Consider the following 25,110-nt stretch of genomic DNA (forward strand, 5'->3'; position numbering starts at 1 on the left):
TGCTCATCGTGTTTGCCCGATCAGGTTCAGAACGGCGTCAGCCGCCTGATTGGAAGCGTCCAGGCGCAGGGTGCGGTGGATCTCGTCGAAGCCGCGGGTCTGCTCTTCGCCACCGTCGATCAACGGCGACAGGGTCTGGGCAAGCGCCTCGACCGTGGCATCATCCTGCAACAATTCCGGGACCAGCAATCGCTGGGCCAACAGGTTCGGCAGGGACACGTACGGGCTCTTGACCATGCGTTTGAGAATCCAGAACGTCAGCGGAGCAAGACGGTAGGCCACGACCATCGGGCGCTTGTACAACAGCGCTTCAAGGGTTGCCGTACCCGACGCGATCAGGACCGCATTGCACGCCGCCAGCGCCAGATGGGATTTGCCATCGAGCAGGGTCACCGGCAGGTCGCGGCCGGCCAGCAGCTCTTCGAGCTGGGCACGACGCTCGGGGTTGGCGCACGGTATGACGAAACGCACGCCTGGGCGCATGGCCCGCACGCGCTGGGCAGTATCGAGGAACAGCGCCCCCAGACGACTGACTTCACCGCCCCGGCTGCCGGGCATCAAAGCCACCAGCGGACCATCCGGCAGACCGAGTTCGGCGCGCGCAGCAGAGCGATCAGCCTCCAGCGGAATGGTGTCGGCAAGCGTATGGCCGACGAACCGCACCGGTACGCCCTTCTCTTCGTAGAATCTGGCTTCGAACGGCAGCAGCGTAAGCATCAGGTCGCAGCCTTCGCGGATCTTCAGGACCCGCTTCTGCCGCCACGCCCACACCGACGGGCTGACGTAATGCACGGTCTTGATTCCGGCCTGACGTAGCTTGAGTTCGATATTGAGGTTGAAGTCCGGCGCGTCGATACCGATGAATACGTCTGGCTTCTCGGCAATCAGGGTAGCAATCAGGTCCTTGCGGCGCTTGAGCAGCTCACGCAACCGCCCCAGGACCTCCACCAGCCCCATGACCGACAGACGCTCCATCGGAAAATAGGAAGTCAGGCCTTCGGCCTGCATCAGCGGACCGCCGACACCGATGAACTCCACCGCGGGATGCTGTGCCTTGAGCGCACGCATGAGACCGGCGCCCAGAATGTCACCGGAAGCCTCCCCCGCCACCAGCGCAATACGAAGATTGGCCATGATCAGCGGGTGATGCCGCGAGACGACGACTGAATGGAGTCACGGAACACCGCGACTTCCGGGAACTGGGCGGACGGTTCGGCGAGTTCGGCCAGCGCCTGCTCGACGGTCAGTCCCTGGCGATACACCGTTTTGTATGCACGGCGCAGGGCGTGAATGGCGTCTTCGCTGAAACCGCGACGGCGCATGCCCTCGAAGTTCATGCTGCGCGCTTCGGCCGGGTTGCCAAATACAGTGACGAACGCCGGAACGTCCTTGCCGATGGCCGTGCCCATGCCGGAAAAGCTGTGGGCGCCAATGTGGCAATACTGATGCACCAGGGTGAAACCGGACAGGATCGCCCAGTCATCAACGTGCACATGGCCGGCCAACGCGGTGTTGTTGACCAGGATGCAGTGGTTGCCGATGACGCTGTCATGTCCGATGTGGGCATAGGCCATGATCAGGTTGTGATCACCCAAGGTCGTTTCGGAACGATCCTGCACGGTGCCACGGTGAATCGTCACGCCTTCACGGATGACATTATGGTCACCGATCACCAGGCGCGTTTCTTCGCCCTTGTATTTCAGGTCCGGCGTGTCTTCGCCTACAGAGGAAAACTGGTAGATGCGATTGTGCCTGCCGATACGGGTCGGACCTTTGAGGATCACGTGTGGCCCGATGACCGTTCCCTCGCCGATTTCCACACCTGCACCGATGATCGACCACGGGCCGACCTCGACGCCATCAGCCAGGACGGCCGACGGATCGATGATTGCGCGAGGGTCAATCAAACTCATAGCTTGCGTTCCGCACAAATGATTTCAGCCGAGCAGACCGGTTTACCATCGACCGAAGCCTGGCATTCGAACTTCCAGATCTGACGCTTGCAGCTGATGAACTTGGCTTCAAGGATCAACTGATCACCCGGCAGCACCGGCTGGCGGAAGCGCAGCTTGTCGGAACCGACGAAGTAGTAAAGGGTGCCGTCGGCCGGTTTCACGTCAAGCATCTTGAAACCGAGGATCCCGGCAGCCTGAGCCATGGCTTCGATGATCAGCACGCCCGGCATGATCGGGTGCGCAGGGAAGTGACCATTGAAGAACGGTTCATTGATGCTGACATTCTTGTAGGCGCGAATGCGCTTGCCTTCCGTATCCAGCTCCACTACCCGGTCCACCAGCAGGAACGGGTAACGGTGAGGCAGGTATTCGCGAATCTCGTTGATGTCCATCATTTCGGGGGGAAGCCTATGTAAAGATTGGGAGCGCGACTGACGCGCACTCCTCTAGCAAATCAAGGAGGCAGTCCAGAGGCTGTGCACACTTGATATGGAAATGGTATCAGCCTTCAGATGAAGCATTACCGTCGGGGGTCACTTCCCCGGACCGCTTTTCCAGCTGTTTCAAACGTCGCGCGATGTCATCGAGCTGACGAATACGGGCCGCGCTTTTGCGCCATTCGGCCGCAGGTTGCATAGCTGTGCCGGAAGAATAGGCACCCGGCTCGGTAATCGAGTGGGTCACCATGGTCATCCCGGTCAGGAATACGTTGTCGCAAATATCGATGTGCCCTACCAGGCCAACACCGCCGGCGAGCATGCAGTGCTTGCCGATTTTGGTGCTGCCGGAAATCCCCACGCACGCCGCCATGGCGGTGTGGTCACCGACCTGCACGTTGTGGGCGATCTGAATCTGGTTGTCGAGCTTCACGCCATTGCCGATCACGGTATCGGCCAACGCACCGCGGTCGATGGCGGTATTCACGCCGATCTCCACATCGTCGCCGATGGTCACGCCACCGATCTGGGCGATCTTTTGCCAGATGCCCTTCTCGTTGGCAAAGCCGAAGCCTTCACCGCCGAGCACAGCACCGGACTGGATCACCACACGCTTGCCGATCCGCACATCGTGATACAGCGTGACCCGCGGGGCCAGCCAGCCGCCCTCGCCGATTTCGCTGCGGGCACCGACAACGCAATGCGCGCCGAGTGTCACGCCTGCACCGATTCGAGCCCCGGCTTCGATCACCACGAAGGGACCGACACTGGCACTCGGATCAACCACGGCATCCTCGGCAATCACCGCTGTTGGATGAACGCCGGCAGTTGCCTTGGGCTTTGGATCGAACAGATGGGAAATGCGCGCGTAAGCCAGGTAAGGATCCGGCACCACCAACGCATCACCGGCATAACCTTCCGCGTCGGCAGCCTTGAGCAACAGGGCTGCGGCTTGCGAGCCTGCCAGGTATTTACGGTATTGGGGGTTTGCCAGAAAGCTCAACTGAGCTGGGCCAGCCTCCTGCAAGGTGGCTAGCCCAGTGATTTGCTTCTCGGGGTCGCCACTCAGGGTGGCGCCGAGGAACTCGGCCAACTGGCCGAGCTTGATAGTCACGGTCATGGGTTACTTCAGCTGATTCATGCGCTCGATAACCTGGCGCGTGATGTCGTACTGAGGTTTGACATCGATCACTGCGCCACGCTCGAACACCAAGTCAAAACCACCTTTCTTGATGACTTCTTCCACTGCGCTATCCAGCTTCGGCTTCAGTTGCTTGAGCATTTCGCGGTCGGCAACGGCCTTGGCTTCGTTCAGTTCCTTGGACTGGAACTGGAAGTCACGAGCCTTTTGCTTGAACTCAAGCTCCAGACGCTCGCGCTCGCCTTGCTGCATCTTGTCGCCACCGGCCATCAGGCGATCCTGAATGCCCTTGGCGCTGCTTTCCAGGGTCTTGAGCTTGGTCAGTTGAGGGCCGAATTTCTTCTCGGCATCCACGGCGTACTTCTTGGCCGCGTCGGATTCCAGCAGCGCCATCTGATAGTTCAGAACGGCGATTTTCATGTCGGCAAATGCCGGGCCTGCCACCAGTACGGAGGCCAGGAGAACCAATTGAGTCAACTTACGCACGATGCACTCCTACAAAATCCATTGTCGTTATCTTGGGTCAAACGCTTAGAACGTCTGACCGAGGGAGAATTGGAACACTTGAGTTTCAGCGTCATCCGGTTTCTTGATCGGCATAGCCAGTGCAAAACTCAGCGGACCCAGTGCGGTGACCCAGGTCACGCCGACACCGACGGAGCTGGCCATGTTGCTAAGACTGATGTCGTTGCATTGGGTATTCGACTTCGTACCGTTGGCGTTCGTAGTATCGGAACACTTGGAGTCGAACACGTTACCGACATCCCAGAATACCGAAGTACGCAGCGAACGCTGATCCTTGACGAACGGGAGCGGGAACAGAACCTCGACACCGCCCTGGATCAGGACGTTACCACCGAACGGCAGCGGATCCTGATCCGGGTCTCTCGCCGTGCCCGGGTTACTCCCCGTACTTGGCGTGCTTCGCGGGCCAAGGGTGCTGTCCTTGAAGCCACGCACCGAGTTGAAACCACCAGCATAGTAGTTTTCATAAAACGGCAAGCCGTCGGTCGAACCGTAACCGTCGCCATAGCCCAGTTCAGTGTGCAGGCGCAGAGTGTAGTTATCGGTGATCGGCTGGAACAGCTGACCACGGTAATCGAGCTTGAAGAACGACAGATCGCTGCCTGGAACGGTAGTTTCCAGCGTCAGGCTCTGGGAGCGACCACGGGTCGGCAGTACACCCTTGTTCAAGGTGGACTCGGACCAGCCGGCCGAGGCCTTGAAGTTCAGGTACTTGTCGCCTTCCCTGTTAACGAAGTCGAAAATCTCGTCAACGGTGTAGGTACCGGTCTTGATCTCGTCCTGTTGAACGGACAGACCAAAGGTCAGACGCGAAGTCTCGCTGATCGGGTAGCCCACGTTCACGCCGGCGCCCAGGCTGTCTACCGCATAGCTCGCCACATCGACGTCGAGATCTTTGTAGTCGGTGGTACGGTAGAACGCGTTGTAACCCAGGCTCACGCCATCGGCGGTCCAGTAGGGGTCAACGTAGCCGAAGTTGTAGCGGCTCTGGTATTCGCTGCGGGTCAGGCCGACGCTGACGCGGTTACCGGTACCGAGGAAGTTGTTCTGGGTGATCGAACCACCGAGGATCAGACCGGCGCTCTGGGCGAAACCGACGCTGGCGGTGATCGAACCGGAAGCCTGCTCTTCAACGCTGTAGTTCACGTCAACCTGGTCGTCGACACCTGGCACGGCCGGGGTTTCGACGTTGACTTCTTTAAAGAAGCCCAGACGCTCCAGACGGGTCTTGGACTGGTCGATCAGGTAGGTCGAAGCCCAGCCACCTTCCATTTGACGCATTTCACGACGCAGCACTTCGTCCTCGGACTTGGTGTTGCCACGGAAATTGATGCGATTGACGTAGGCACGCTTGCCTGGATCGACAGCAAACAGGATATCGACGGTGTGATCTTCGTCGTGCGGTTGCGGTACGCCGTTGACGTTGGCGAAGGTGTAACCCTCGTTACCCAGACGACGGGTGATCAGTTCGGAGGTGGTGGTCATCAGCTTGCGCGAGAACACCTGGCCTTTCTGCACCAGCAACAGCGACTTGACCTGGTCTTCAGGAACCTTCAGGTCACCGCTGAGTTTGACGTCACGAACGGTGTACTTCTCGCCTTCGTTGACGTTGACGGTGATGTAGACGTGCTTCTTGTCCGGGGTGATGGACACCTGGGTCGAAGCGATATCCATGTTGATATAGCCGCGGTCCAGGTAGTAGGAACGCAGACGCTCCAGGTCACCGGACAGTTTTTCACGGGCGTACTTGTCATCGTTCTTGAAGAACGACAGCCAGTTGGTGGTTTTCAGTTCGAACAGGTCGGTCAGGTCTTCTTCGGGGAAAACCGTGTTGCCAACCACGTTGATGTGCTGAATGGCAGCAACGGTGCCTTCGTTGATCTTCACTTTCAGGCCGACACGGTTGCGCGGCTGCGAAACCACTTCGGTATCGACGGTAGCCGAGTAACGACCTTGTGCAACGTATTGACGTTGCAGCTCGTTACGCACGCCTTCGAGGGTCGCGCGCTGGAAGATCTCGCCTTCGGCCAGACCGGATTGCTTGAGGCCTTTCATCAGGTCTTCGGTGGAGATCGCCTTGTTGCCTTCGATCTCGATGCTGGCGACCGAGGGACGTTCGACGACGGTGATCACCAGAACGTTGCCTTCGCGGCCCAGCTGGATATCTTGAAAGAAACCGGTTTTGAACAACGCACGAGTGGATTCCACCAGGCGACGATCATCCGCCTGCTCGCCGACGTTCAACGGCAAGGCACCAAAGACGCTACCCGCGGAGACCCGCTGGAGGCCATTGACGCGAATATCAGAGATAGTGAAGGACTCGGCGTGAACTTCGGCGATCATCAATACGGTGAGAACCGCAGTTAGCAGCAGACGTTTCATGAAGTCCTTTCTTATTCCAACTGGCAATAAACAAACTGCCGCAAAATGCGGCAGATTCGCAATTCAGCGAAGCGTTACAGTCGACCCAGATCGTTGACCAGAGCAAGCAACATCACCCCGACCACCAAACTGATACCGATCTGTATCCCCCAACCTTGCACCCGATCCGACAAGGGACGACCACGCGCCCACTCGATCAGATAAAACAACAAATGCCCCCCATCCAGTACAGGAATGGGCAGCAAATTCAGAACCCCCAGGCTAATACTCAGATAAGCAAGGAAATTCAGGAAATCAGCGACGCCCGACTGGGCAGAAGCGCCCGCCACTTTAGCAATGGTTATCGGTCCACTCAAGTTTTTTACCGAGAGCTCGCCGAAGAGCATTTTCTTCAGTGAATCCAGCGTCAGGACGCTCATGGTCCAGGTACGACGGGCACCCTCGCCAATTGCTGCCAAAGGCCCGTAGCTGACCTCGCGGATCATCTCCGGCGGCCAGTCGACAGCCTTCACGCCCGCCCCCAGGTAACCGCTTGGTGACTTCTTCTCGCCCCGCGCGGCCAGTGTGACAGGGACGTCGATTGGAACACCGTCGCGCTCGACGCGCAGCACGATTTTGGTATCAGGACGCGTACGAACGGTGTCGACCACCTGCTGCCAGTCATCCAGCGCCTTGCCATCGAGCGTCAGCAGACGATCGCCGGTTTTCAGCCCGGCTGCCTGGGCCGGACCTTTCGGGTCGAGTTCGGCCAGCACTGGCGGCAATGCCGGACGCCAAGGGCGAATGCCGAGAGAGCGAATCGGATCCGGCTCGTCAGCCCCCTTGAGCCATTTATCGAGTGCCAGTTCACGAGGCGTATCAGCCGTAGAGCCCTGCTCGCGCACCAGCACCTGCAAGGAACCGCTTTCCCCGAGACGTCGCACCAGTTGCAGGTTGACTGCCGCCCAGCCCGAGGTCGGCTCACCGTCGATCGCGACGATTTCCTGACCGGCGCTCAGTCCGGCCGTTGCAGCGATGCTGCCGGACTCCACCGAACCGATGACCGGGCGAATCTGCTCGCTGCCGAGCATGGCCAGCACCCAGAAGAACACCAGCGCAAGCAGAAAGTTGGCCACAGGACCGGCGGCGACGATCGCGATGCGTTGACGAACGGACTTGCGATTGAATGATTGATGAAGCTGATCGGCCGGTACTTCGCCCTCGCGCTCGTCGAGCATCTTGACGTAGCCACCCAGCGGAATGGCCGCGACCACGAACTCCGTGCCCTGCTTATCGTGCCAGCGCAGCAGCGGCATGCCGAAGCCCACGGAGAAACGCAGAACCTTCACGCCACAGCGACGCGCGACCCAGAAATGGCCGAATTCGTGAAAGGTGACCAGCACACCCAAAGCGATCAGGGTGCCGGCAATCATATAGAGCGCGCTCATCTACTTTCTCCGCAATCCTGTCCAGTGCCGCGTGAAGCCATGTGTTGCAAGACCTATCGGCCGTGACGACTTAACCACTGCCCGGCCAATGTCCGGGCAGTCGCGTCAGCGGTGAACACCGCATCGAGATTGTCCAGGGCCACCACAGGTTCGAGGTTCAAGACTTCCTCGATGATACTCGCGATTTCCAGGTAGCGAACCCGTCCGTCGAGAAACGCGGCGACCGCCACTTCATTCGCCGCATTGAGCATGGCCGGGGCGCTGTTTCCCGCCTCGGCAGCCTGGCGCGCCAGACGCAGGCACGGGAAGCGCTCTTCGTCGGGTGCTTCGAAATCCAGGCGTGCTACAGCGAACAGATCCAGCGGCGCCACGCCCGAGTCAATGCGCTCAGGCCAGGCCAGGGCGTTGGCAATCGGCGTGCGCATGTCGGGATTGCCCAACTGCGCCAGCACGGAACCGTCCACGTAATCGACCAGCGAATGAATCACGCTCTGCGGATGAATCACCACCTCGACTTGCGATGGCTTGGCATCGAACAACCAGCAGGCCTCGATCAATTCGAGCCCTTTGTTCATCATGCTGGCCGAATCGACCGAGATCTTGCGACCCATCGACCAGTTCGGGTGAGCACACGCCTGATCGGGTGAAACATGTGCCAGCTCGGCCATCGGCGTCTGCCGGAAAGGGCCACCAGAGGCCGTGAGCAAAATCCGGCGGACCCCAACGTTGCTCAACCCGCGAGCAAAGTCCTGTGGCATGCACTGGAAAATCGCGTTGTGCTCGCTATCGATCGGCAACAGGACCGAACCGCTCTTGCGCACGGCCTGCATGAACAAGGCGCCGGACATGACCAGCGCTTCCTTGTTGGCCAGAAGAATCTTCTTGCCCGCCTCAACTGCCGCCAAAGTCGGGCGCAAGCCGGCGGCGCCGACGATGGCGGCCATGACAGCATCCACCTCCGGCGCAGCAGCGACCTGACACAAGCCTTCTTCGCCGACCAGCACCTGCGTCGACAGGCCCGCAGCACGCAAATCATCCTGCAGGCTGCGGGCAGCGCCGGCTTCCGGCACTACCGCATATTTCGGGAGATGGCGAACACACAGGGCAAACAGTTCGCTCAGACGGGTAAAACCGCTCAGGGCAAAAGCCTGATAACGCTCCGGATGCCGGGCGATGACATCCAGGGTGCTCAGACCGATCGAACCGGTCGCCCCCAGGACGGTAATCTGCTGTGGGCGACTCACGACGCCGCCATCCACAACAGCACCGCGAAGACCGGGATCGCCGCCGTCAGGCTGTCGATGCGATCCAGTACACCACCATGACCGGGCAGCAGATTACTGCTGTCCTTGATGCCGGACTGACGCTTGAACATGCTTTCGGTCAGGTCACCCACCACCGAGATGAAGACGATCACCGCAGCGCCGATCAAGCCCTTGAACAGTTGTGCCACCGTCCAGTCACGGAACAGCGCGACCAGGGTGGTGATGACCAGGCTCAGCGCCAGACCGCCATACACGCCCTCCCAGCTTTTGCCGGGACTGACTTGCGGCGCCAGCTTGCGCTTGCCGAACGCGCGACCGGAGAAATAGGCACCGATATCAGCGCCCCACACCAGCACCATCACCGCCATGATCAGCCAGTTGCCCAGCGGATACTGCTTGATCTGCACCAACCCTTGCCAGGCAGGCAACAGAATCAACAGACCGATCACCAGCTTGGCGGCGGCGCTGGACCAATGCTCGCTGGAGCGCGGGTAAGTCAGCACCAGCCAGGTCGCCAATGCCCACCAGATCACCGAAGCACCCAACACCCAAGGCGCCAGCCCCGGCAGGATGTACATGACGAACAGCATCAGCGCGACCACCGCCGCGTAGCCGACACGAAATGCCTGTGCGGTGAAGCCGGCCAGACGCGCCCATTCCCAGGCGCCCAGACTTACGACCAGCCCGATGAACAGAGCAAAACCGGAACCCTCGAGCAGGAAAAAACCGCCCAGGGCGATCGGCAGCAGAATCAGTGCAGTGATGATGCGTTGTTTAAGCATTAAACCCGGGCTCCAGCTTCGACCTGCTCGCTCGTTTTACCGAAGCGGCGCTGGCGCAAAGCGAAATCGGCCAGCGCATTGCGCATGGCTTCGTGTTTGAAGTCCGGCCAGAACAGGTCGGAGAAGTACAGCTCGGCGTAAGCCAGCTGCCACAAGAGGAAATTGCTGATGCGGTGCTCGCCGCCGGTGCGGATGCACAAGTCGGGCAACGGCAGATCACCGGTAACCAGGCAGGTCTGCAGCAGATCCGGCGTGATGTCTTCCGGCCGCAGATGACCGGCCTGAACTTCACGCGCCAGACGCTGCGCCGCTTGCGCAATGTCCCACTGACCGCCGTAGTTGGCGGCGATCTGCAGGATGAAACGGTTGGCACCGGCGGTCATCGCTTCCGCTTCACGCATGGCGGCCTGAAGCTCCGGATGGAACCGCGTACGGTCACCGATGATGCGCAGACTGATGTTGTTGTCATTCAGGCGCTTTGCCTCGCGACGCAACGCCTTGAAGAACAGATCCATCAAGGCGCTGACCTCATCGGCCGGGCGCTGCCAGTTTTCACTGGAAAAGGCGAACAGGGTGAGCACCTCGACCTTGGCCTCGGCACACACCTCGATCACCGCCCGCACAGCGTCTACGCCCGCCTTATGCCCGGCGACACCCGGCATAAAGCGTTTTTTCGCCCAGCGATTATTGCCATCCATGATGATCGCGACATGGCGCGGCACCGCGGACGGCGCAGTCTGCTTGGTCTTGTCCATTTAAAACTCGACCCTTATACGGCCATCAGGTCTTTTTCTTTCTCGTCCGTGGCCTTGGTGATCTGGGCCTCGGATTCTTTGGTCAGCTTATCGATATCAGCGATGGCACGACGCTCTTCGTCTTCGCTGATTTCCTTGTCCTTGACCAGTTTCTTGAGCTCGCCCAAGGCATCACGACGAATATTGCGCACGGCAACACGCGCGTCTTCAGCAGCGCTACGCGCCTGCTTGGTGAAGCCTTTACGCGTTTCCTCGGTGAGGGCCGGCATAGGGATCAACAGCAACTCACCCAGGTTGGTCGGGTTGAGGTTCAGACCAGCGCTTTGGATTGCCTTGTCGACAGCAGCGAGCATGTTGCGCTCGAACGCCACGACCTGCAGGGTGCGCGAGTCTTTCACGGTGACGTTGGCAACGCCGCTCAGCGGAGTATCAGTGCCGTAGTAAGGCACCATGACACTGCCGAGGATGCTCGGGTGAGCCTTGCCGGTACGAATCTGACCGAACGCGTGGTTCAGAGACTCCAGGGATTTCTGCATACGCGCTTGGGCGTCTTTCTTGATTTCGTTGATCATTGTTGGCCTTCCTCGATCAAAGTCCCTTCTGCGCCACCATGCACGATGTTCAGCAGGGCGCCGGGCTTGTTCATGTTAAATACGCGCAGCGGCATCTTGTGATCGCGGCACAGGCAGATGGCCGTCAGATCCATTACGCCCAGCTTGCGATCCAGTACTTCATCGTAAGTCAGATGATCGAACTTCTCGGCATGCGGGTCTTTGAACGGGTCAGCGGTGTAGACGCCATCGACCTTGGTCGCCTTGAGCACGACATCGGCGTCGATTTCAATGGCGCGCAGGCAGGCTGCCGAATCCGTGGTAAAGAACGGATTGCCGGTACCGGCCGCGAAGATCACCACGTCCTTGGAGTTCAGGTGGCGCATGGCCTTGCGACGGTCATAGTGATCGGTCACACCGACCATGGAGATGGCCGACATCACGATCGCCGAGATATTGGCACGTTCCAGCGCATCGCGCATGGCCAGGGCGTTCATCACAGTGGCCAGCATGCCCATGTGGTCGCCCGTGACCCGATCCATGCCGGCCTTGCTCAGCGCTTCACCGCGGAACAGGTTGCCACCGCCAATCACCAGACCAACCTGGACGCCGATACCGACCAGCTGGCCGACTTCCAGCGCCATGCGATCCAGCACCTTAGGATCGATCCCGAACTCTTCCGAGCCCATCAGGGCCTCGCCGCTAAGCTTGAGTAGAATGCGTTTATAGCGAGCCTGATAACCACTGCCCTGCTGAGCCATTGCGAATCTCTCCTGCGGCGTATTTTAAAAATTCTTTGCGAGCTTTTTACAGCTGGCGTTCACTCTAGCTTGGCGCTGCTTCAGCGCCATCGGAACATGGCTTTGTAAGTCAGTTCCAAGGGGAAACCAATTAAAAATTGGTAACCCTATCTGAAAAGAGGCTGCGCGCGTGAGCGGGCAGCCTCTTTCGGGCGACAGTTGAAAAACCGTCTTATTGCTTGGCGGCAGCCAGCTGGGCAGCAACTTCTTCAGCGAAGTTGTCGACCGGCTTCTCGATGCCTTCGCCTACTTTGAAGTAGGTGAAGGAAACGATTTCAGCGCCGCCTTTCTTGGCCAGCTCGCCAACCTTGATTTCAGGGTTCTTGACGAACGCCTGCTCAACCAGGCTTGCTTCTGCCAGGAACTTGCTGATACGGCCTTTGACCATGTTCTCAACAATGTTTTCTGGCTTGCCTTTGATTTTTTCTTCGTTCAGCTGCAGGAACACAGCTTTTTCACGCTCGATCGCTTCGTCGGAGACTTGCGAAGGCAGCAGGAACTCAGGGTTGCTTGCAGCAACGTGCATTGCGATGTCTTTGGCCAGCTCGACGTCGCCGCCTTTCAGGACAACAGCAACACCGATCTTGTTGCCGTGCAGGTAGGTGCCGACTACGTCGCCTTCTACGCGCACCAGGCGACGGATGTTGACGTTCTCGCCTACTTTGGCAACCAGTGCTTCGCGAGCGGCTTCTTGAGCAGCGATCAGCGGAGCTGCGTCGGTCAGCTTGTCAGCGAATGCTTTGTCAACGCTGGCAGCAACGAAGTTTTTGAAGTCGTCCTGCAGAGCCAGGAAGTCGGTCTGCGAGTTGACTTCGATCAGAACGGCAGCCTTGCCGTCGTCCTTGATTGCGATAGCGCCTTCAGCGGCAACGTTGCCAGCTTTCTTGGCAGCCTTGATCGCGCCCGAAGCACGCATGTCATCAATGGCTTTTTCGATGTCGCCGCCAGCCTTTTCCAGGGCTTTCTTGCAATCCATCATGCCTTCGCCGGTACGCTCGCGCAGTTCTTTGACCAACGCTGCAGTAATTGCTGCCATTTTCAAATTCCTCTTGGATAGGTTTTCAACCATTCCACCCGATCGAACGGGCGTTCAATTCTTCCCGAGACACCTTGTAGCCGCTGCACGTTACAGATGCTGTAGCTGCGCTGCCGACAAATGGTTTTCGAGGTGGCAAAAAGGGGGCCAAGCCCCCTTTTTGCTTACTGAGTCAACGCCAGGGCGTCAATTACTCAGCTGCAGCCTGAGTTTCTTCAGCTGCGAATTCTACAGTACCGCCAGCAACGTTGTTGCGACCGCGAATGACTGCGTCAGCCATCGAACCCATGTACAGCTGGATAGCGCGGATTGCGTCATCGTTGCCTGGGATGATGTAGTCAACGCCTTCCGGGCTGCTGTTGGTATCGACAACGCCGATGACCGGGATGCCCAGCTTGTTGGCTTCGGTGATCGCGATGCGCTCGTGATCAACGTCGATCACGAACAGTGCGTCTGGCAGACCGCCCATGTCCTTGATGCCGCCCAGGGAGCGATCCAGCTTCTCAAGATCGCGAGTGCGCATCAGCGCTTCTTTCTTGGTCAGCTTGGCGAAAGTACCGTCTTCGGCTTGTACTTCAAGGTCACGCAGACGCTTGATGGAAGCACGGATGGTCTTGAAGTTGGTCAGCATGCCGCCCAACCAGCGGTGATCGACGTACGGCGAACCGCAACGTGCTGCTTCTTCAGCAACGATCTTGCCAGCGGAACGCTTGGTGCCGACGAACAGAATCTTGTTTTTGCCCTGGGCCAGACGCTCTACGAAAGTCAGAGCTTCGTTGAACATTGGCAGGGTTTTTTCAAGGTTGATGATGTGAATCTTGTTACGCGCGCCGAAAATGTATTTACCCATTTTCGGATTCCAGTAACGGGTTTGGTGACCGAAGTGCACACCGGCCTTCAGCATATCGCGCATGTTGACTTGGGACATGATAGTTCCTTGATAAGTCGGGTTGGGCCTCCACGTATCCCAATGACCAACCATTGATCCGAGGATCAAAGGCACCCAGGCCATCGTGTCGACACGTGTGTGGGTTAATGCTCCCGGAGCTATCCCCGGAAAGCGGCGCATTTTATACCACAGGGACGACGCAAACGGAACCCGGAATCTGCAATCGCGTCAGGGACATGCGCGCCAGGCCCTTGGAATCGGGACAATGCACCGCATTGTATAGAGAGAAGCGATGCACGCAGGCGCGGATTTGCGCCTTTGGTCTGTTAGAATCGCGTTTTTCGGGGCCGCCAAACCAACAGCCGCGCCCCTGTTCGTATCAGCAAGCGCCGCCGAGCGCAGAGAGAGTCTGTATGACCGTCACCCTCAAAACCCCCGAGGACATCGCTGGCATGCGTGTCGCCGGCAAACTGGCCGCCGATGTGCTGGAAATGATTGCCGAACACGTCAAGCCGGGCGTGACCACCGATGAGCTGAACCAGATCTGCCACGACTATATCGTCAACGTGCAGCAGGCCATCCCTGCCCCGCTCAACTACAAGGGCTACCCGAAGTCGATCTGCACCTCGATCAACCACGTGGTCTGCCACGGTATCCCGAACGACAAGCCGCTGAAAAACGGCGACACCCTGAACATCGACGTCACCGTGATCAAGGACGGCTATCACGGCGACACCAGCCGCATGTTCCACGTCGGCACCGTGCCGGTCTGGGCCGAGCGCCTGTCGCAGGTCACCCAGGAATGCATGTACAAGGCGATCGAGATCGTCAAACCCGGCTGCCGCCTCGGCGACATCGGCGAAATCATTCAGAAGCACGCTGAAAAGAACGGCTTCTCGGTGGTGCGTGAGTTCTGCGGTCACGGCATCGGCAAGGTGTTCCACGAAGAGCCGCAGATCCTGCATTACGGCCGCGCCGGCACCGGCATGGAACTGAAGGCCGGCATGACCTTCACCATCGAGCCGATGATCAACCAGGGCAAGGCCGACACCAAAGTACTGGGCGACGGCTGGACCGCGATCACCAAGGATCGCAAGCTGTCGGCACAGTGGGAACACACTTTGCTTGTCACCGACACCGGCTACGAGATCTTCACCCTGCGCAGCGACGACACCATCCCGCGCATCTCGGCCTGATCCAGACACCGTTCCCAGCCTATAGAAGGAAAGCCAATCGATGCCGCAGGTGGATCCCGAACTCTTCGACCGCGGCCAGTTCCAGGCTGAACTGGCCCTGAAAGCGAGTCCCATCGCGGCGTTCAAAAAGGCGATCCGCCAGGCCCGCGAGGTGCTCGATGCACGTTTTCGGGCCGGTCGCGATATCCGACGGCTGATCGAAGACCGGGCCTGGTTCGTCGACAACATCCTGCAAAAGGCCTGGGACCAGTTCGACTGGAGCGAAGACGCCGACATCGCGCTGGTCGCGGTCGGCGGCTACGGTCGCGGCGAATTGCACCCCTATTCCGACATCGACCTGCTGATCCTGCTGGACAGCGCCGACCACGAAATTTTCCGCGATTCCATCGAGCGTTTTCTGACGCTGCTGTGGGACATCGGCCTGGAAGTCGGTCAGAGCGTTCGCTCCGTCGACGAATGCGCCGAAGAGGCCCGCGCCGACCTGACGGTGGTCACCAACCTGATGGAAAGCCGCACCATCTGCGGCCCCGAGCGCCTGCGCCAGCGCATGCTCGATGTCACCAGCACCGCACACATGTGGCCGAGCAAGGATTTCTTCCTGGCCAAGCGCGCCGAACAGAAGGCTCGCCACCACAAATACAACGACACCGAATACAACCTGGAACCCAACGTCAAAGGCTCGCCTGGCGGACTACGGGATATTCAGACGATTCTGTGGGTGGCCCGTCGTCAGTACGGCACCCTGAACCTGCGGGCCCTGGCCGGCGAAGGCTTTCTGGTCGAGAGCGAAAACACCTTGCTGGCCTCCTCCCAGGAATTCCTCTGGAAGGTGCGTTACGCCCTGCACATGCTCGCCGGTCGCTCCGAGGACCGCCTGCTGTTCGATCACCAGCGCACCATCGCCGGGCTGCTGGGTTTTGAAGGCGACGACGCCAAACAGGCCGTCGAAAACTTCATGCAGCAGTACTTCCGCGTGGTGATGAGCATCGCCCAGCTCAGCGACCTGATCATCCAGCACTTCGAGGAAGTCATCCTCGCCCCGGAAGACGAAGCACCGCCGCAGCCGATCAACTCGCGTTTCCAACTGCACGACGGCTACATCGAAGCTCGCAACGACAACGTATTCCGCCGCACGCCGTTTGCCATGCTCGAGATCTTCGTGCTGATGGCCCAGCAGCCGGAAATCAAAGGTGTACGCGCCGACACGATTCGTCTGCTGCGGGAAAACCGCCACCTGATCGACGACAACTTCCGCAACGACATCCGCAATACCAGCCTGTTCATCGAGCTGTTCAAGTGCAAGATCGGCATCCACCGCAACCTGCGGCGAATGAACCGCTACGGCATTCTCGGGCGCTACCTGCCGGAGTTCGGCTTCATCGTCGGGCAGATGCAGCACGACCTGTTCCACATCTATACGGTCGATGCGCACACGCTGAACCTGATCAAACACCTGCGCAAATTGCAGTACACCCAGGTGTCGGAGAAATTCCCGCTGGCCGCCAAGCTGATGGCGAAACTGCCCAAGCCTGAACTGATTTATATGGCCGGCCTGTACCACGACATCGGCAAGGGCCGGCATGGCGATCACTCGGAGATCGGCGCGGTCGATGCCGAGGCGTTCTGCCAGCGGCACCAACTGCCGGTGTGGGACAGCCGCCTGATCGTGTGGCTGGTGCAGAACCACCTGGTGATGTCGACCACCGCCCAGCGCAAGGACCTGTCCGACCCGCAGGTAATCCACGACTTCGCGCTGGCGGTCGGTGACGAAACCCGTCTCGACTACCTGTACGTGCTGACCGTGGCCGACATCAACGCGACCAACCCGACTCTCTGGAACTCGTGGCGTGCCAGCCTGCTGCGCCAGCTCTACACCGAGACCAAGCGCGCCCTGCGCCGTGGCCTGGAGAATCCGGTGGATCGCGAAGAGCAGATCCGCCAGACCCAGAGTGCGGCACTGGACATTCTGGTGCGCGGCGGCACCGATCCGGATGACGTCGAGCAATTGTGGGCGCAACTGGGCGATGACTACTTCCTGCGCCACACCGCCGGCGACGTGGCCTGGCACACCGACGCCATCCTTCAGCAACCGGCCGAAGGCGGTCCGCTGGTGCTGATCAAGGAAACCACCCAGCGCGAGTTCGAGGGCGGCACGCAGATCTTCATCTACGCGCCGGACCAGCACGACTTCTTCGCCGTGACCGTGGCGGCGATGGACCAGCTCAACCTGAACATTCACGACGCCCGGGTCATCACGTCCAGCAGCCAGTTCACCCTCGACACCTACATCGTGCTCGACACCGATGGCGACTCGATCGGCGACAATCCGGTCCGGGTCAAGCAGATTCGCGACGGCCTGACCGAAGCCCTGCGCAACCCGGCCGACTACCCGACGATCATCCAGCGTCGGGTGCCGCGCCAGCTCAAGCATTTCGCGTTCGCCCCGCAGGTGACGATCCACAACGATGCCCAGCGCCCGGTGACGGTGCTGGAACTCACGGCACCCGATCGCCCGGGCCTGCTGGCACGGGTCGGCGGGATTTTCCTCGAATTCGACCTGTCGCTGCAGAACGCCAAGATCGCCACCCTGGGCGAGCGGGTGGAAGACGTGTTCTTCATCACCGACGCCCACAATCAACCGCTGTCCGACCCGCTGCTGTGCAGCCGTTTGCAGGATGCCATCGTCGAACAGCTGAGCGTCAATCAGGAACCCGATATCAAACTGTCGCGCATCAGCATTTGATTGCGCGCCCGGATTCAACCGCTTTGCACGAGATCCCGCACCGATGAACAACGCTCTGTCACAGCTTCAGCCCTACCCGTTCGAAAAGCTCCGCGCCCTGCTCGGCAGCGTCACGCCAAACCCGGACAAGCGCCCGATCGCGCTGTCCATTGGCGAACCGAAGCATCGCTCGCCAAGCTTTGTCGCCGAGGCGCTGGCGAACAATCTGGAGCAGATGTCGGTGTACCCGACCACCCTCGGCATTCCGGCCCTGCGCGAAGCCATCGCGGCTTGGTGCGAACGTCGTTTCAACGTGCCGAGCGGCTGGATCGACCCGGCGCGCAACGTGCTGCCGGTCAACGGCACCCGTGAAGCGCTGTTCGCCTTCACGCAGACCGTGGTCAACCGTGGCGATGACGCCTTGGTCGTCAGCCCGAACCCGTTCTATCAGATCTACGAAGGCGCGGCGTTCCTCGCCGGCGCCAAGCCGCATTACCTGCCGTGCCTGGACGAGAACGGCTTCAACCCGGATTTCGACGCCGTATCGCCGGACATCTGGAAACGCTGCCAGATCCTGTTCCTGTGCTCGCCAGGCAATCCGACCGGCGCGCTGATCCCGGTCGACGTGCTGAAAAAGCTCATTGCCCTGGCCGACGAATATGATTTCGTTATCGCCGCCGACGAGTGCTACAGCGAGCTGTACTTCGACGAACAGACTCCGCCGCCGGGCCTGCTCAGCGCCTGTGCCGAACTGGGTCGCAAGGATTTCAAACGCTGCGTGGTGTTCCACAGCCTGTCCAAGCGTTCGAACCTGCCGGGCCTGCGCTCCGGTTTCGTTGCCGGCGATGCCGACATCCTCAAAGGTTTCCTGCTGTACCGCACCTACCACGGCTGCGCGATGCCGGTTCAGACCCAACTGGCCAGCGTCGCCGCGTGGAATGACGAAGTGCACGTGCGCGCCAACCGAGCGCTGTATCGCGAGAAGTTCGATGCCGTACTGGCGATCCTCAGCCCGGTGATGGATGTGCAGCGTCCGGATGGCAGCTTCTACCTGTGGCCGAATGTGCAAGGCGACGATGCCGCGTTCTGCCGCGATCTGTTTGCCGAAGAACACGTGACCGTGGTGCCGGGTTCGTACTTGTCCCGTGACGTCGATGGGGTCAATCCGGGCGCCGGGCGCGTGCGGATGGCGCTGGTTGCGCCGCTGGCGGAATGCGTCGAGGCTGCCGAGCGTATCCGCGATTTCGTCCTGCGCCACAAGTAATGCCTGAACGCCCGTGCCTGGCAATCCGGCACGGGTGGTCAAATATCACGTAACAGTTCCCCTTCTTTTCTACCCCACTCCCCCGCCCGCCAGACGTTAGTCTTGAGCGGCGCCGTTCGCTGCGCCTTACTAAAAACCGATCTTTGACTTCATGGAAGAAGTGAAAATGACAGAACTGCTCGATTGCCAACTCAACCAATGGCCCGACGATCAGGCGGCGTATATAGCCGCCATCAACGAAAACCCGGCCAATGCCGGCACCGCGACCGGCACTCGCCGCAAGCGCTCCGTCGTCAACTACTCAAAACTGTGGGCTAACGGCCGCATACTGAAAATCGCCTTCATGGACGCGCCCGATACCGATCACAAGAAGAAGATCATCGATGCCGCCAGCCAGTGGTTGCCGTACATCAACCTCACGTTTGAATTCGTCGATGACCTGTTGGGCGACATCCGCATCGCTACTAAAAACAACGACAACAGTTCGATGCTCGGCACCGATGCGCTGCTGATTCATCCGGACTATCCGACCATGAACCTGGGCGTAAAGCCGGATCACCAGGACTTTGAAGTGATCGTGATGCACGAGTTCGGTCATGCGCTGGGCGCGCTGCATGAACACCAACACCCACAGGCAAAAATTCCGTGGGATAAACCGAAGGTGTACGAGTTCTACAAAAATCGCGAGATGAACCCGCTGACCGAGGAGCAGGTCGACAGAAACCTGTTCGCTTCCTTCGACACGCTGGACGCGATCTACACCGCCTACGACCGCAGGTCGATCATGCACCACCCCGTGGCCAACACCTTGACGGTGGGCAACTGGGAGGTGCCGATCAACCGCACGATCAGCAAGAAAGACAAACGCCTGATGAGATTGCTCTATCCCAGGTAACGCGCTGCCTATTTGACCTGCCCCAGGTTGGCCTCACTCAAGTCGAGCTCGCCCAACACTTCACGCAACACATCATCACCGATCTGGTGCTGACGGCTGAGGCTGTACAACTCGAGGCGTTGCGCGCGCAGCGCCTTGAGTCGCAGGCGGCGCTCCAGCAGATCCATCTGGAACGCCAGCGCCTGGGCTTCGGCCGAATCGTTGAACACCTCCAGTTGATGACGATACTCGGACATGATCCGGGCCTTGAGCTCCGCTGCCAGCGCGGCTTGCGCGGCATCCTGCGGGTTGACCTCTTCGGTCTCCAGCGCATGAATCGCTGCTTCCGCCGTCTTGCGCCAGGCGTCGCGCACTTCCTGACGGCGTTTGTCGTCCGGGCTCTTTTCGATGCCGCGCAACAGCAACGGCAGCGCAATGCACGCCGCCACCAGCGACAACAGGATCACCCCGGCGGCGATGAAGATCAGCAGATCGCGCTCGGGGAACGCCTCGCTGCCCATCAGCATCGGCACCGACATCACGCCTGCCAGGGTCACCGCACCGCGTACGCCACCGACGGTCAGCAGCCAGCAGGAACGGGCGGTCGGCACTTGCGTCAGATCCCCCTTGCCGCGCAGGCGGCGCAGCAACACCGACAGGCGCCAGATGCTCTGTACCCAGATGAAACGCAACAGTACAAGCGCCAGGAAGATCGCCACCACATCGAGACAGCGATAGAACAGGGTCGGCCATAACGAGCTCTCGTGGCTAACCACCGCCTTGATGATGTCCGGAAGTTGCAGCCCCAGCAGCAGGAAGATCAGGCCATTGAAGGCGAATTCCAGTAACGACCAGACACTGCGGTTGAGCAAACGCGTGCTGGTCTGGCGCGGCAGCAGATCGAGCCAGCTCTGCATCATCCCCGCCGCCACTGCCGAAAGGATGCCCGACGCGCCAAGCCGTTCGGCCAGCACGTAAGCGGCAAACGGCAGCAGCAACATGAACACCACGTGGGTCGCCGGATCGTCCCAGCCCCGGGCGATCATCCAGGCGCGCAACCGGCCGACCAGCCAGCTCAGTGCCACACCGATCGCCAGCCCGCCGACTGCCACCAGCACGAAGGTCAGACTGGCATTGGCCAGGGAAAACGCACCGGTCACCGCGGCAACCAAGGCGAATTTGAATGTCACCAGGCCCGAGGCATCATTCATCAACGCCTCGCCTTGCAGCATGTGCATTAGCGGCGTCGGCAAACGGTTTTGCGCGATGGCCGAAACCGCCACGGCATCCGTCGGCGACAGCACCGCCGCCAGCGCAAAGGCCACCGGTAAAGGAATCGTCGGCAGCAGCCAATGAATGAAGTAACCGGCGCCGACCACGGTAAACAGCACCAACCCGACTGCCAGCGTCAGCACCGGCCCGCGCAGGCGCCACAATTCGCGCTTGGGCATGCGCCAGCCATCGGAAAACAGCAGCGGCGGCAGGAACAGAAACAGGAACAGTTCGGGATCAAGGGCCACGTGCAGGCCGAGGGTCGGCCAGGCCAGCAAGGCGCCGGCGGCGATCTGTACCAGTGGCAGCGGCAGCGGAATCACCCGTCCCACCAGGCGCGAGACACTGACCAGCATCAGCAGGATCAGGACGGTATAAGCGGTTTGCATAAAGCGGAAATCCCGGACAATCGACAGCGTTGAACTGCCATATTAGCCGCTTAGGCTGTGGCTGACCGTTGCACCTATGTCGCAGGCGTCCGCAGCAAAAGCAACCTCGGCGCCGCGAAACCGTCTGGTCATGGCATAATCCGACACCATTTTTTTCCAGCACCTGTAAAGGGGGCAATTCCTTGACCGTTTCAAGCAAAACGTTGCACCTTTTCGGCATCAAAGCCTGCGACACCATGAAAAAGGCGCGCACCTGGCTCGATGAACACGCTGTCAGCTATGACTTCCACGATTACAAGACCGCCGGCATTGACCGTGAGCACCTGACCCAATGGTGCGACGAGCATGGCTGGCAAACGGTGTTGAACCGCGCAGGCACGACCTTTCGCAAACTCGACGACGAACGCAAAGCCGATCTCGACCAGTCGAAAGCCATCGAACTGATGCTCGCTCAACCCTCGATGATCAAGCGCCCGGTGCTCGATCTCGGTGACCGAACCCTGATTGGCTTCAAGCCAGATATCTACGCGGCCGCCCTCAAGTAAGCAGCCCGTCATTTTTTGTAGAGGTATTCACATGTCCAACTCCCTGTTCAGTATTGCCTTCGGCGTCGGCACCCAGAACCGTCAAGGTGCTTGGCTGGAAGTGTTCTACGCCCAGCCGCTGTTGAACCCTTCGGCCGAACTGGTTGCCGCTGTTGCACCGATCCTCGGCTACACCGAAGGCAACCAGGCCATCACCTTCACCACCGCACAAGCCGCCCAACTGGCCGAAGCCGTGAAAGGCATCGACGCGGTACAAGGCAAGCTGCTGACCCGTCTGGCTGAAAGCCACAAGCCGCTGGTTGCCACCCTGCTGGCCGAAGACGCTCAGTTGACCTCGACCCCTGAGGCTTACTTGAAGCTGCACCTGCTGTCCCATCGTCTGGTCAAGCCGCACGGCGTGAGCCTGGCCGGGATCTTCCCGCTGCTGCCGAACGTGGCCTGGACCAGCCAGGGCGCGATCGACCTGAGCGAACTGGCCGAGCTGCAACTTGAAGCCCGTCTGCGCGGCGAGCTGCTGGAAGTGTTCTCGGTGGACAAATTCCCGAAAATGACCGACTACGTAGTACCGGCCGGCGTGCGTATCGCTGACGCGGCGCGTCTGCGTCTGGGCGCCTACGTGGGCGAAGGCACCACCGTGATGCACGAAGGCTTCATCAACTTCAACGCCGGCACCGAAGGCCCGGGCATGATCGAAGGCCGCGTTTCCGCTGGCGTATTCGTCGGCAAGGGCTCGGACCTGGGCGGCGGCTGCTCGACCATGGGCACCCTGTCGGGCGGCGGCAACATCGTGATCAAGGTCGGCGAAGGCTGCCTGATCGGTGCCAACGCCGGTATCGGTATCCCGTTGGGCGACCGCAACACCGTCGAGTCGGGCCTGTACGTGACCGCCGGCACCAAGGTGGCGCTGCTGGACGAGCACAACAAACTGGTCAAAGTGGTCAAGGCCCGTGAACTGGCTGGTCAGACCGACCTGCTGTTCCGTCGCAATTCGGAAACCGGTGCTGTGGAATGCAAGACCCACAAATCGGCGATCGAACTGAACGAAGCACTGCACGCTCACAACTAAGCGCCAGAAGCTCACCTGAGGGAGCCGGCCTGTTTGCCATGGCGTTCGAAAGATCGCCATCGCGGGCAAGCCCGCTCCCACAGGGTTCGGCGTTAACCCGCCCATCTTCACCAGGGCTTGAAACCGTGATGATTCCCTCCCCCTGGCGCGCCGATTTCCCGGCCATCGCCGCCCTGCAACGGCAAGACCAGACTTACCTGGACAACGCCGCCACCACGCAAAAACCCCAGGCCCTGCTCGACGCGCTGGCGCATTACTACGCCAATGGCGCGGCCAACGTGCATCGTGCCCAACATCTGCCCGGTGCCCACGCCACGCAGGCGTTCGAGGACAGTCGCCTGAAGGTTGCCCAGTGGCTGAATGCCGGTGACAGCGGGCAGATCATCTTCACCCACGGCGCCACCAGTGCGCTGAATCTCCTGGCCTATGGCCTGGAACATCTTTTCCATCCCGGCGATGAAATTGTCATCAGCGCCCTGGAGCATCACGCCAACCTGCTGCCTTGGCAGCAACTGGCACAACGTCGCGACTTGAAGCTGATAATCCTGCCGCTGGACGATGACGGTGTGATCGACCTCGCCGCTGCCGTTCACCTGATTGGCCCGCGCACTCGCTTGCTGGCGGTCAGCCAGTTGTCCAACGTGCTTGGTGCATGGCAACCATTGCCGGCGCTGCTGGCGATGGCCAAGGCGCACAACGCGCTGACCGTGGTCGATGGCGCTCAAGGTGTGGTCCACGGTCGGCATGACGTGCAGGCGCTCGGTTGCGACTTTTACGTGTTTTCCAGCCACAAGTTGTACGGCCCCGATGGCCTCGGCGTGCTGTTCGGGCGCAACGCAGCGCTCGAACAACTGCGCCCGTGGCAATTCGGCGGCGAGATGGTGCTGGAAGCCAACTATCACGAATCCCGTTTCCGCCCTGCACCGCTGGGCTTCGAAGCGGGAACGCCGCCGATTGCCAGCGTGATCGGCCTCGGTGCGACTCTCGACTACCTCGCGGGTCTGGATCAGGACGCGGTGTCCACCCACGAAGCGGCGCTGCACGATTACCTGTTACGTGGCCTCGCCGCCCGCAATGGCATTCGTCTGTTGGGCAAGCCGCAATTGGCGCTGGCGAGTTTTGTCGTGGAGGGTGTGCATAACGCCGATCTGGCGCACTTGCTGACCGAACAGGGCATCGCCGTACGTGCCGGGCATCACTGTGCGATGCCGCTGCTCAAGCGTTTCGAACTGGCCGGGGCGATTCGTGTGTCGCTGGCGCTGTACAACGATTCCGAAGATCTGGAGCGCTTCTTCGAAGCGCTGGATCAAGCGCTGGAGTTGTTGCGATGAGCCTGCCGGTAGAAGCCGCCGAAGCGCTGCAAACGTTTCAGAACGCCGCCGGCTGGGAACAGCGGGCGCGATTGTTGATGCAGTTTGGCGATCGTCTGCCGCCGTTGAGCGATGCGGACAAGTGCGAGGCCAATCGAGTGCACGGCTGTGAAAGTCAGGTGTGGCTGGTTGGCGAATTGCGCGACGACCGCTGGCAATTCGCGGCGAGCAGCGATGCACGGATGATTCGCGGGTTGGTGGCGTTGTTGCTGTTGCGGGTCAACGGTTTGACCGCTGGCGAGTTGCAACAGTTGGACCTGCCGGACTGGTTCAATCAGTTGGGGCTATCGCGGCAGTTGTCGCCGTCGCGCAGCAATGGCCTGAATGCCGTGTTGCAGCGGATGCGTGAACTCGCCCCGAACTGATCGTTCCCACGCTCCGCGTGGGAATGCAGCCCGGGACGCTCTGCTTCCCATGCCGAAGCGGACGCAGAGCGTCCAATGAGGCATTCCCACGCAGACGGTTCG

General features: G+C 60.2%; 23 protein-coding genes. 8 read left to right on the plus strand and 15 right to left on the minus strand.

From position 1 onward, the window contains the following. Positions 1-3 precede the first annotated feature (3 nt). The 14 genes from lpxB to rpsB form a co-directional block, all read right to left on the minus strand. On the minus strand, positions 4-1,134 hold the full coding sequence (gene lpxB / locus EIY71_RS11520) for a lipid-A-disaccharide synthase (RefSeq protein WP_085748113.1): 1,131 nt from the start codon (positions 1,132-1,134) through the stop codon (positions 4-6). Positions 1,135-1,136: 2 nt separating this feature from the next. Next, a complete protein-coding gene (lpxA, locus tag EIY71_RS11525) occupies positions 1,137-1,913 on the minus strand; it encodes an acyl-ACP--UDP-N-acetylglucosamine O-acyltransferase (RefSeq protein ID WP_085748112.1) in 777 nt (258 codons plus the stop codon). Beyond that, positions 1,910-2,350, minus strand: coding sequence for a 3-hydroxyacyl-ACP dehydratase FabZ (gene fabZ / locus EIY71_RS11530; protein WP_003222142.1), 441 nt, complete (start codon positions 2,348-2,350; stop codon positions 1,910-1,912). Before fabZ ends, lpxA begins: the two co-directional genes overlap by 4 nt. A 106-nt stretch (positions 2,351-2,456) precedes the next feature. Continuing rightward, positions 2,457-3,512 carry a UDP-3-O-(3-hydroxymyristoyl)glucosamine N-acyltransferase gene (gene lpxD / locus EIY71_RS11535; RefSeq protein WP_085748111.1) on the minus strand — a complete coding sequence of 352 codons (1,056 nt, stop codon included), beginning with the start codon at positions 3,510-3,512 and terminating at the stop codon, positions 2,457-2,459. A 3-nt stretch (positions 3,513-3,515) separates the two neighbouring features. Further along, a complete protein-coding gene (locus tag EIY71_RS11540) occupies positions 3,516-4,019 on the minus strand; it encodes an OmpH family outer membrane protein (RefSeq protein WP_003222140.1) in 504 nt (167 codons plus the stop codon). Between the two features lie 45 nt (positions 4,020-4,064). Further along, positions 4,065-6,440 (minus strand): outer membrane protein assembly factor BamA, encoded by a 2,376-nt coding sequence (gene bamA / locus EIY71_RS11545; RefSeq protein ID WP_085748110.1) that lies wholly within the window; start codon positions 6,438-6,440, stop codon positions 4,065-4,067. A gap of 74 nt (positions 6,441-6,514) precedes the next feature. Then, the gene (gene rseP, locus EIY71_RS11550) at positions 6,515-7,867 is read right to left on the minus strand and encodes a sigma E protease regulator RseP (RefSeq protein ID WP_085748109.1); all 1,353 of its coding nucleotides are present in this window, start codon (positions 7,865-7,867) and stop codon (positions 6,515-6,517) included. 53 nt (positions 7,868-7,920) lie between these two features. Then, the gene (gene ispC, locus EIY71_RS11555) at positions 7,921-9,111 is read right to left on the minus strand and encodes a 1-deoxy-D-xylulose-5-phosphate reductoisomerase (RefSeq protein WP_085748108.1); all 1,191 of its coding nucleotides are present in this window, start codon (positions 9,109-9,111) and stop codon (positions 7,921-7,923) included. Further along, on the minus strand, positions 9,108-9,914 hold the full coding sequence (locus EIY71_RS11560; RefSeq protein WP_102686554.1) for a phosphatidate cytidylyltransferase: 807 nt from the start codon (positions 9,912-9,914) through the stop codon (positions 9,108-9,110). The genes ispC and EIY71_RS11560 overlap by 4 nt, the downstream gene beginning before the upstream one ends. Next, complete coding sequence (gene uppS, locus EIY71_RS11565) at positions 9,914-10,669, minus strand: polyprenyl diphosphate synthase (RefSeq protein WP_007954779.1); 756 nt, start codon at positions 10,667-10,669, stop codon at positions 9,914-9,916. The genes EIY71_RS11560 and uppS overlap by 1 nt, the downstream gene beginning before the upstream one ends. A 14-nt stretch (positions 10,670-10,683) precedes the next feature. After that, the gene (gene frr / locus EIY71_RS11570; RefSeq protein ID WP_007954771.1) at positions 10,684-11,241 is read right to left on the minus strand and encodes a ribosome recycling factor; all 558 of its coding nucleotides are present in this window, start codon (positions 11,239-11,241) and stop codon (positions 10,684-10,686) included. Further along, positions 11,238-11,981 (minus strand): UMP kinase, encoded by a 744-nt coding sequence (gene pyrH, locus EIY71_RS11575; RefSeq protein WP_003222124.1) that lies wholly within the window; start codon positions 11,979-11,981, stop codon positions 11,238-11,240. The genes frr and pyrH overlap by 4 nt, the downstream gene beginning before the upstream one ends. Positions 11,982-12,192: 211 nt before the next feature. Further along, the gene (tsf, locus tag EIY71_RS11580; protein ID WP_011332682.1) at positions 12,193-13,056 is read right to left on the minus strand and encodes a translation elongation factor Ts; all 864 of its coding nucleotides are present in this window, start codon (positions 13,054-13,056) and stop codon (positions 12,193-12,195) included. A gap of 190 nt (positions 13,057-13,246) precedes the next feature. Further along, the gene (rpsB, locus tag EIY71_RS11585) at positions 13,247-13,984 is read right to left on the minus strand and encodes a 30S ribosomal protein S2 (RefSeq protein WP_008052780.1); all 738 of its coding nucleotides are present in this window, start codon (positions 13,982-13,984) and stop codon (positions 13,247-13,249) included. Positions 13,985-14,358: 374 nt separating this feature from the next. Here rpsB and map point away from each other — a divergent pair, with 374 nt between their 5' ends. From map to EIY71_RS11605, 4 genes are all read left to right on the plus strand, one after another. Then, on the plus strand, positions 14,359-15,141 hold the full coding sequence (map, locus tag EIY71_RS11590) for a type I methionyl aminopeptidase (protein ID WP_039769663.1): 783 nt from the start codon (positions 14,359-14,361) through the stop codon (positions 15,139-15,141). A 40-nt stretch (positions 15,142-15,181) separates the two neighbouring features. Beyond that, positions 15,182-17,884, plus strand: coding sequence for a [protein-PII] uridylyltransferase (locus EIY71_RS11595; RefSeq protein ID WP_134021740.1), 2,703 nt, complete (start codon positions 15,182-15,184; stop codon positions 17,882-17,884). A gap of 43 nt (positions 17,885-17,927) precedes the next feature. After that, complete coding sequence (dapC, locus tag EIY71_RS11600) at positions 17,928-19,127, plus strand: succinyldiaminopimelate transaminase (protein WP_134021742.1); 1,200 nt, start codon at positions 17,928-17,930, stop codon at positions 19,125-19,127. Between the two features lie 166 nt (positions 19,128-19,293). Next, positions 19,294-20,022 carry a M12 family metallopeptidase gene (locus tag EIY71_RS11605; protein WP_134021744.1) on the plus strand — a complete coding sequence of 243 codons (729 nt, stop codon included), beginning with the start codon at positions 19,294-19,296 and terminating at the stop codon, positions 20,020-20,022. 8 nt (positions 20,023-20,030) lie between these two features. Here the strand turns inward: EIY71_RS11605 and EIY71_RS11610 are convergent, their stop codons facing one another. Beyond that, on the minus strand, positions 20,031-21,662 hold the full coding sequence (locus EIY71_RS11610; RefSeq protein ID WP_134021746.1) for a Na+/H+ antiporter: 1,632 nt from the start codon (positions 21,660-21,662) through the stop codon (positions 20,031-20,033). 182 nt (positions 21,663-21,844) lie between these two features. On the opposite strand from EIY71_RS11610, the gene EIY71_RS11615 reads away from it, so the two are divergent. The 4 genes from EIY71_RS11615 to EIY71_RS11630 all read left to right on the plus strand — a co-directional run bounded on the left by EIY71_RS11615 (position 21,845) and on the right by EIY71_RS11630 (position 25,008). Further along, entirely contained in the window at positions 21,845-22,207 is a 363-nt protein-coding gene (locus EIY71_RS11615) for an ArsC family reductase (protein WP_003222107.1), read from the plus strand. 31 nt (positions 22,208-22,238) lie between these two features. After that, positions 22,239-23,273 carry a 2,3,4,5-tetrahydropyridine-2,6-dicarboxylate N-succinyltransferase gene (gene dapD, locus EIY71_RS11620; RefSeq protein WP_085748103.1) on the plus strand — a complete coding sequence of 345 codons (1,035 nt, stop codon included), beginning with the start codon at positions 22,239-22,241 and terminating at the stop codon, positions 23,271-23,273. A 125-nt stretch (positions 23,274-23,398) separates the two neighbouring features. Next, on the plus strand, positions 23,399-24,604 hold the full coding sequence (locus EIY71_RS11625) for an aminotransferase class V-fold PLP-dependent enzyme (protein ID WP_134021748.1): 1,206 nt from the start codon (positions 23,399-23,401) through the stop codon (positions 24,602-24,604). Next, on the plus strand, positions 24,601-25,008 hold the full coding sequence (locus tag EIY71_RS11630) for a SufE family protein (protein ID WP_134021750.1): 408 nt from the start codon (positions 24,601-24,603) through the stop codon (positions 25,006-25,008). Before EIY71_RS11625 ends, EIY71_RS11630 begins: the two co-directional genes overlap by 4 nt. Positions 25,009-25,110 lie beyond the last annotated feature (102 nt).

Source organism: Pseudomonas sp. CH235 (assembly GCF_004368175.1).
GTDB classification, from domain to species: domain Bacteria; phylum Pseudomonadota; class Gammaproteobacteria; order Pseudomonadales; family Pseudomonadaceae; genus Aquipseudomonas; species Aquipseudomonas paraglycinae.

Coding starts and splice junctions, on each gene's coding strand:
- frr (WP_007954771.1), bottom strand. CDS start 11,241: ATGATCAACGAAATCAAGAAAGACGCCCAAGCGCGTATGCAGAAATCC.
- lpxA (WP_085748112.1), bottom strand. CDS start 1,913: ATGAGTTTGATTGACCCTCGCGCAATCATCGATCCGTCGGCCGTCCTG.
- rseP (WP_085748109.1), bottom strand. CDS start 7,867: ATGAGCGCGCTCTATATGATTGCCGGCACCCTGATCGCTTTGGGTGTG.
- EIY71_RS11595 (WP_134021740.1), top strand. CDS start 15,182: ATGCCGCAGGTGGATCCCGAACTCTTCGACCGCGGCCAGTTCCAGGCT.
- lpxB (WP_085748113.1), bottom strand. CDS start 1,134: ATGGCCAATCTTCGTATTGCGCTGGTGGCGGGGGAGGCTTCCGGTGAC.
- uppS (WP_007954779.1), bottom strand. CDS start 10,669: ATGGACAAGACCAAGCAGACTGCGCCGTCCGCGGTGCCGCGCCATGTC.
- EIY71_RS11605 (WP_134021744.1), top strand. CDS start 19,294: ATGACAGAACTGCTCGATTGCCAACTCAACCAATGGCCCGACGATCAG.
- bamA (WP_085748110.1), bottom strand. CDS start 6,440: ATGAAACGTCTGCTGCTAACTGCGGTTCTCACCGTATTGATGATCGCC.
- fabZ (WP_003222142.1), bottom strand. CDS start 2,350: ATGATGGACATCAACGAGATTCGCGAATACCTGCCTCACCGTTACCCG.
- dapD (WP_085748103.1), top strand. CDS start 22,239: ATGTCCAACTCCCTGTTCAGTATTGCCTTCGGCGTCGGCACCCAGAAC.
- EIY71_RS11610 (WP_134021746.1), bottom strand. CDS start 21,662: ATGCAAACCGCTTATACCGTCCTGATCCTGCTGATGCTGGTCAGTGTC.
- map (WP_039769663.1), top strand. CDS start 14,359: ATGACCGTCACCCTCAAAACCCCCGAGGACATCGCTGGCATGCGTGTC.
- pyrH (WP_003222124.1), bottom strand. CDS start 11,981: ATGGCTCAGCAGGGCAGTGGTTATCAGGCTCGCTATAAACGCATTCTA.
- dapC (WP_134021742.1), top strand. CDS start 17,928: ATGAACAACGCTCTGTCACAGCTTCAGCCCTACCCGTTCGAAAAGCTC.
- rpsB (WP_008052780.1), bottom strand. CDS start 13,984: ATGTCCCAAGTCAACATGCGCGATATGCTGAAGGCCGGTGTGCACTTC.
- tsf (WP_011332682.1), bottom strand. CDS start 13,056: ATGGCAGCAATTACTGCAGCGTTGGTCAAAGAACTGCGCGAGCGTACC.
- EIY71_RS11630 (WP_134021750.1), top strand. CDS start 24,601: ATGAGCCTGCCGGTAGAAGCCGCCGAAGCGCTGCAAACGTTTCAGAAC.
- lpxD (WP_085748111.1), bottom strand. CDS start 3,512: ATGACCGTGACTATCAAGCTCGGCCAGTTGGCCGAGTTCCTCGGCGCC.
- EIY71_RS11560 (WP_102686554.1), bottom strand. CDS start 9,914: ATGCTTAAACAACGCATCATCACTGCACTGATTCTGCTGCCGATCGCC.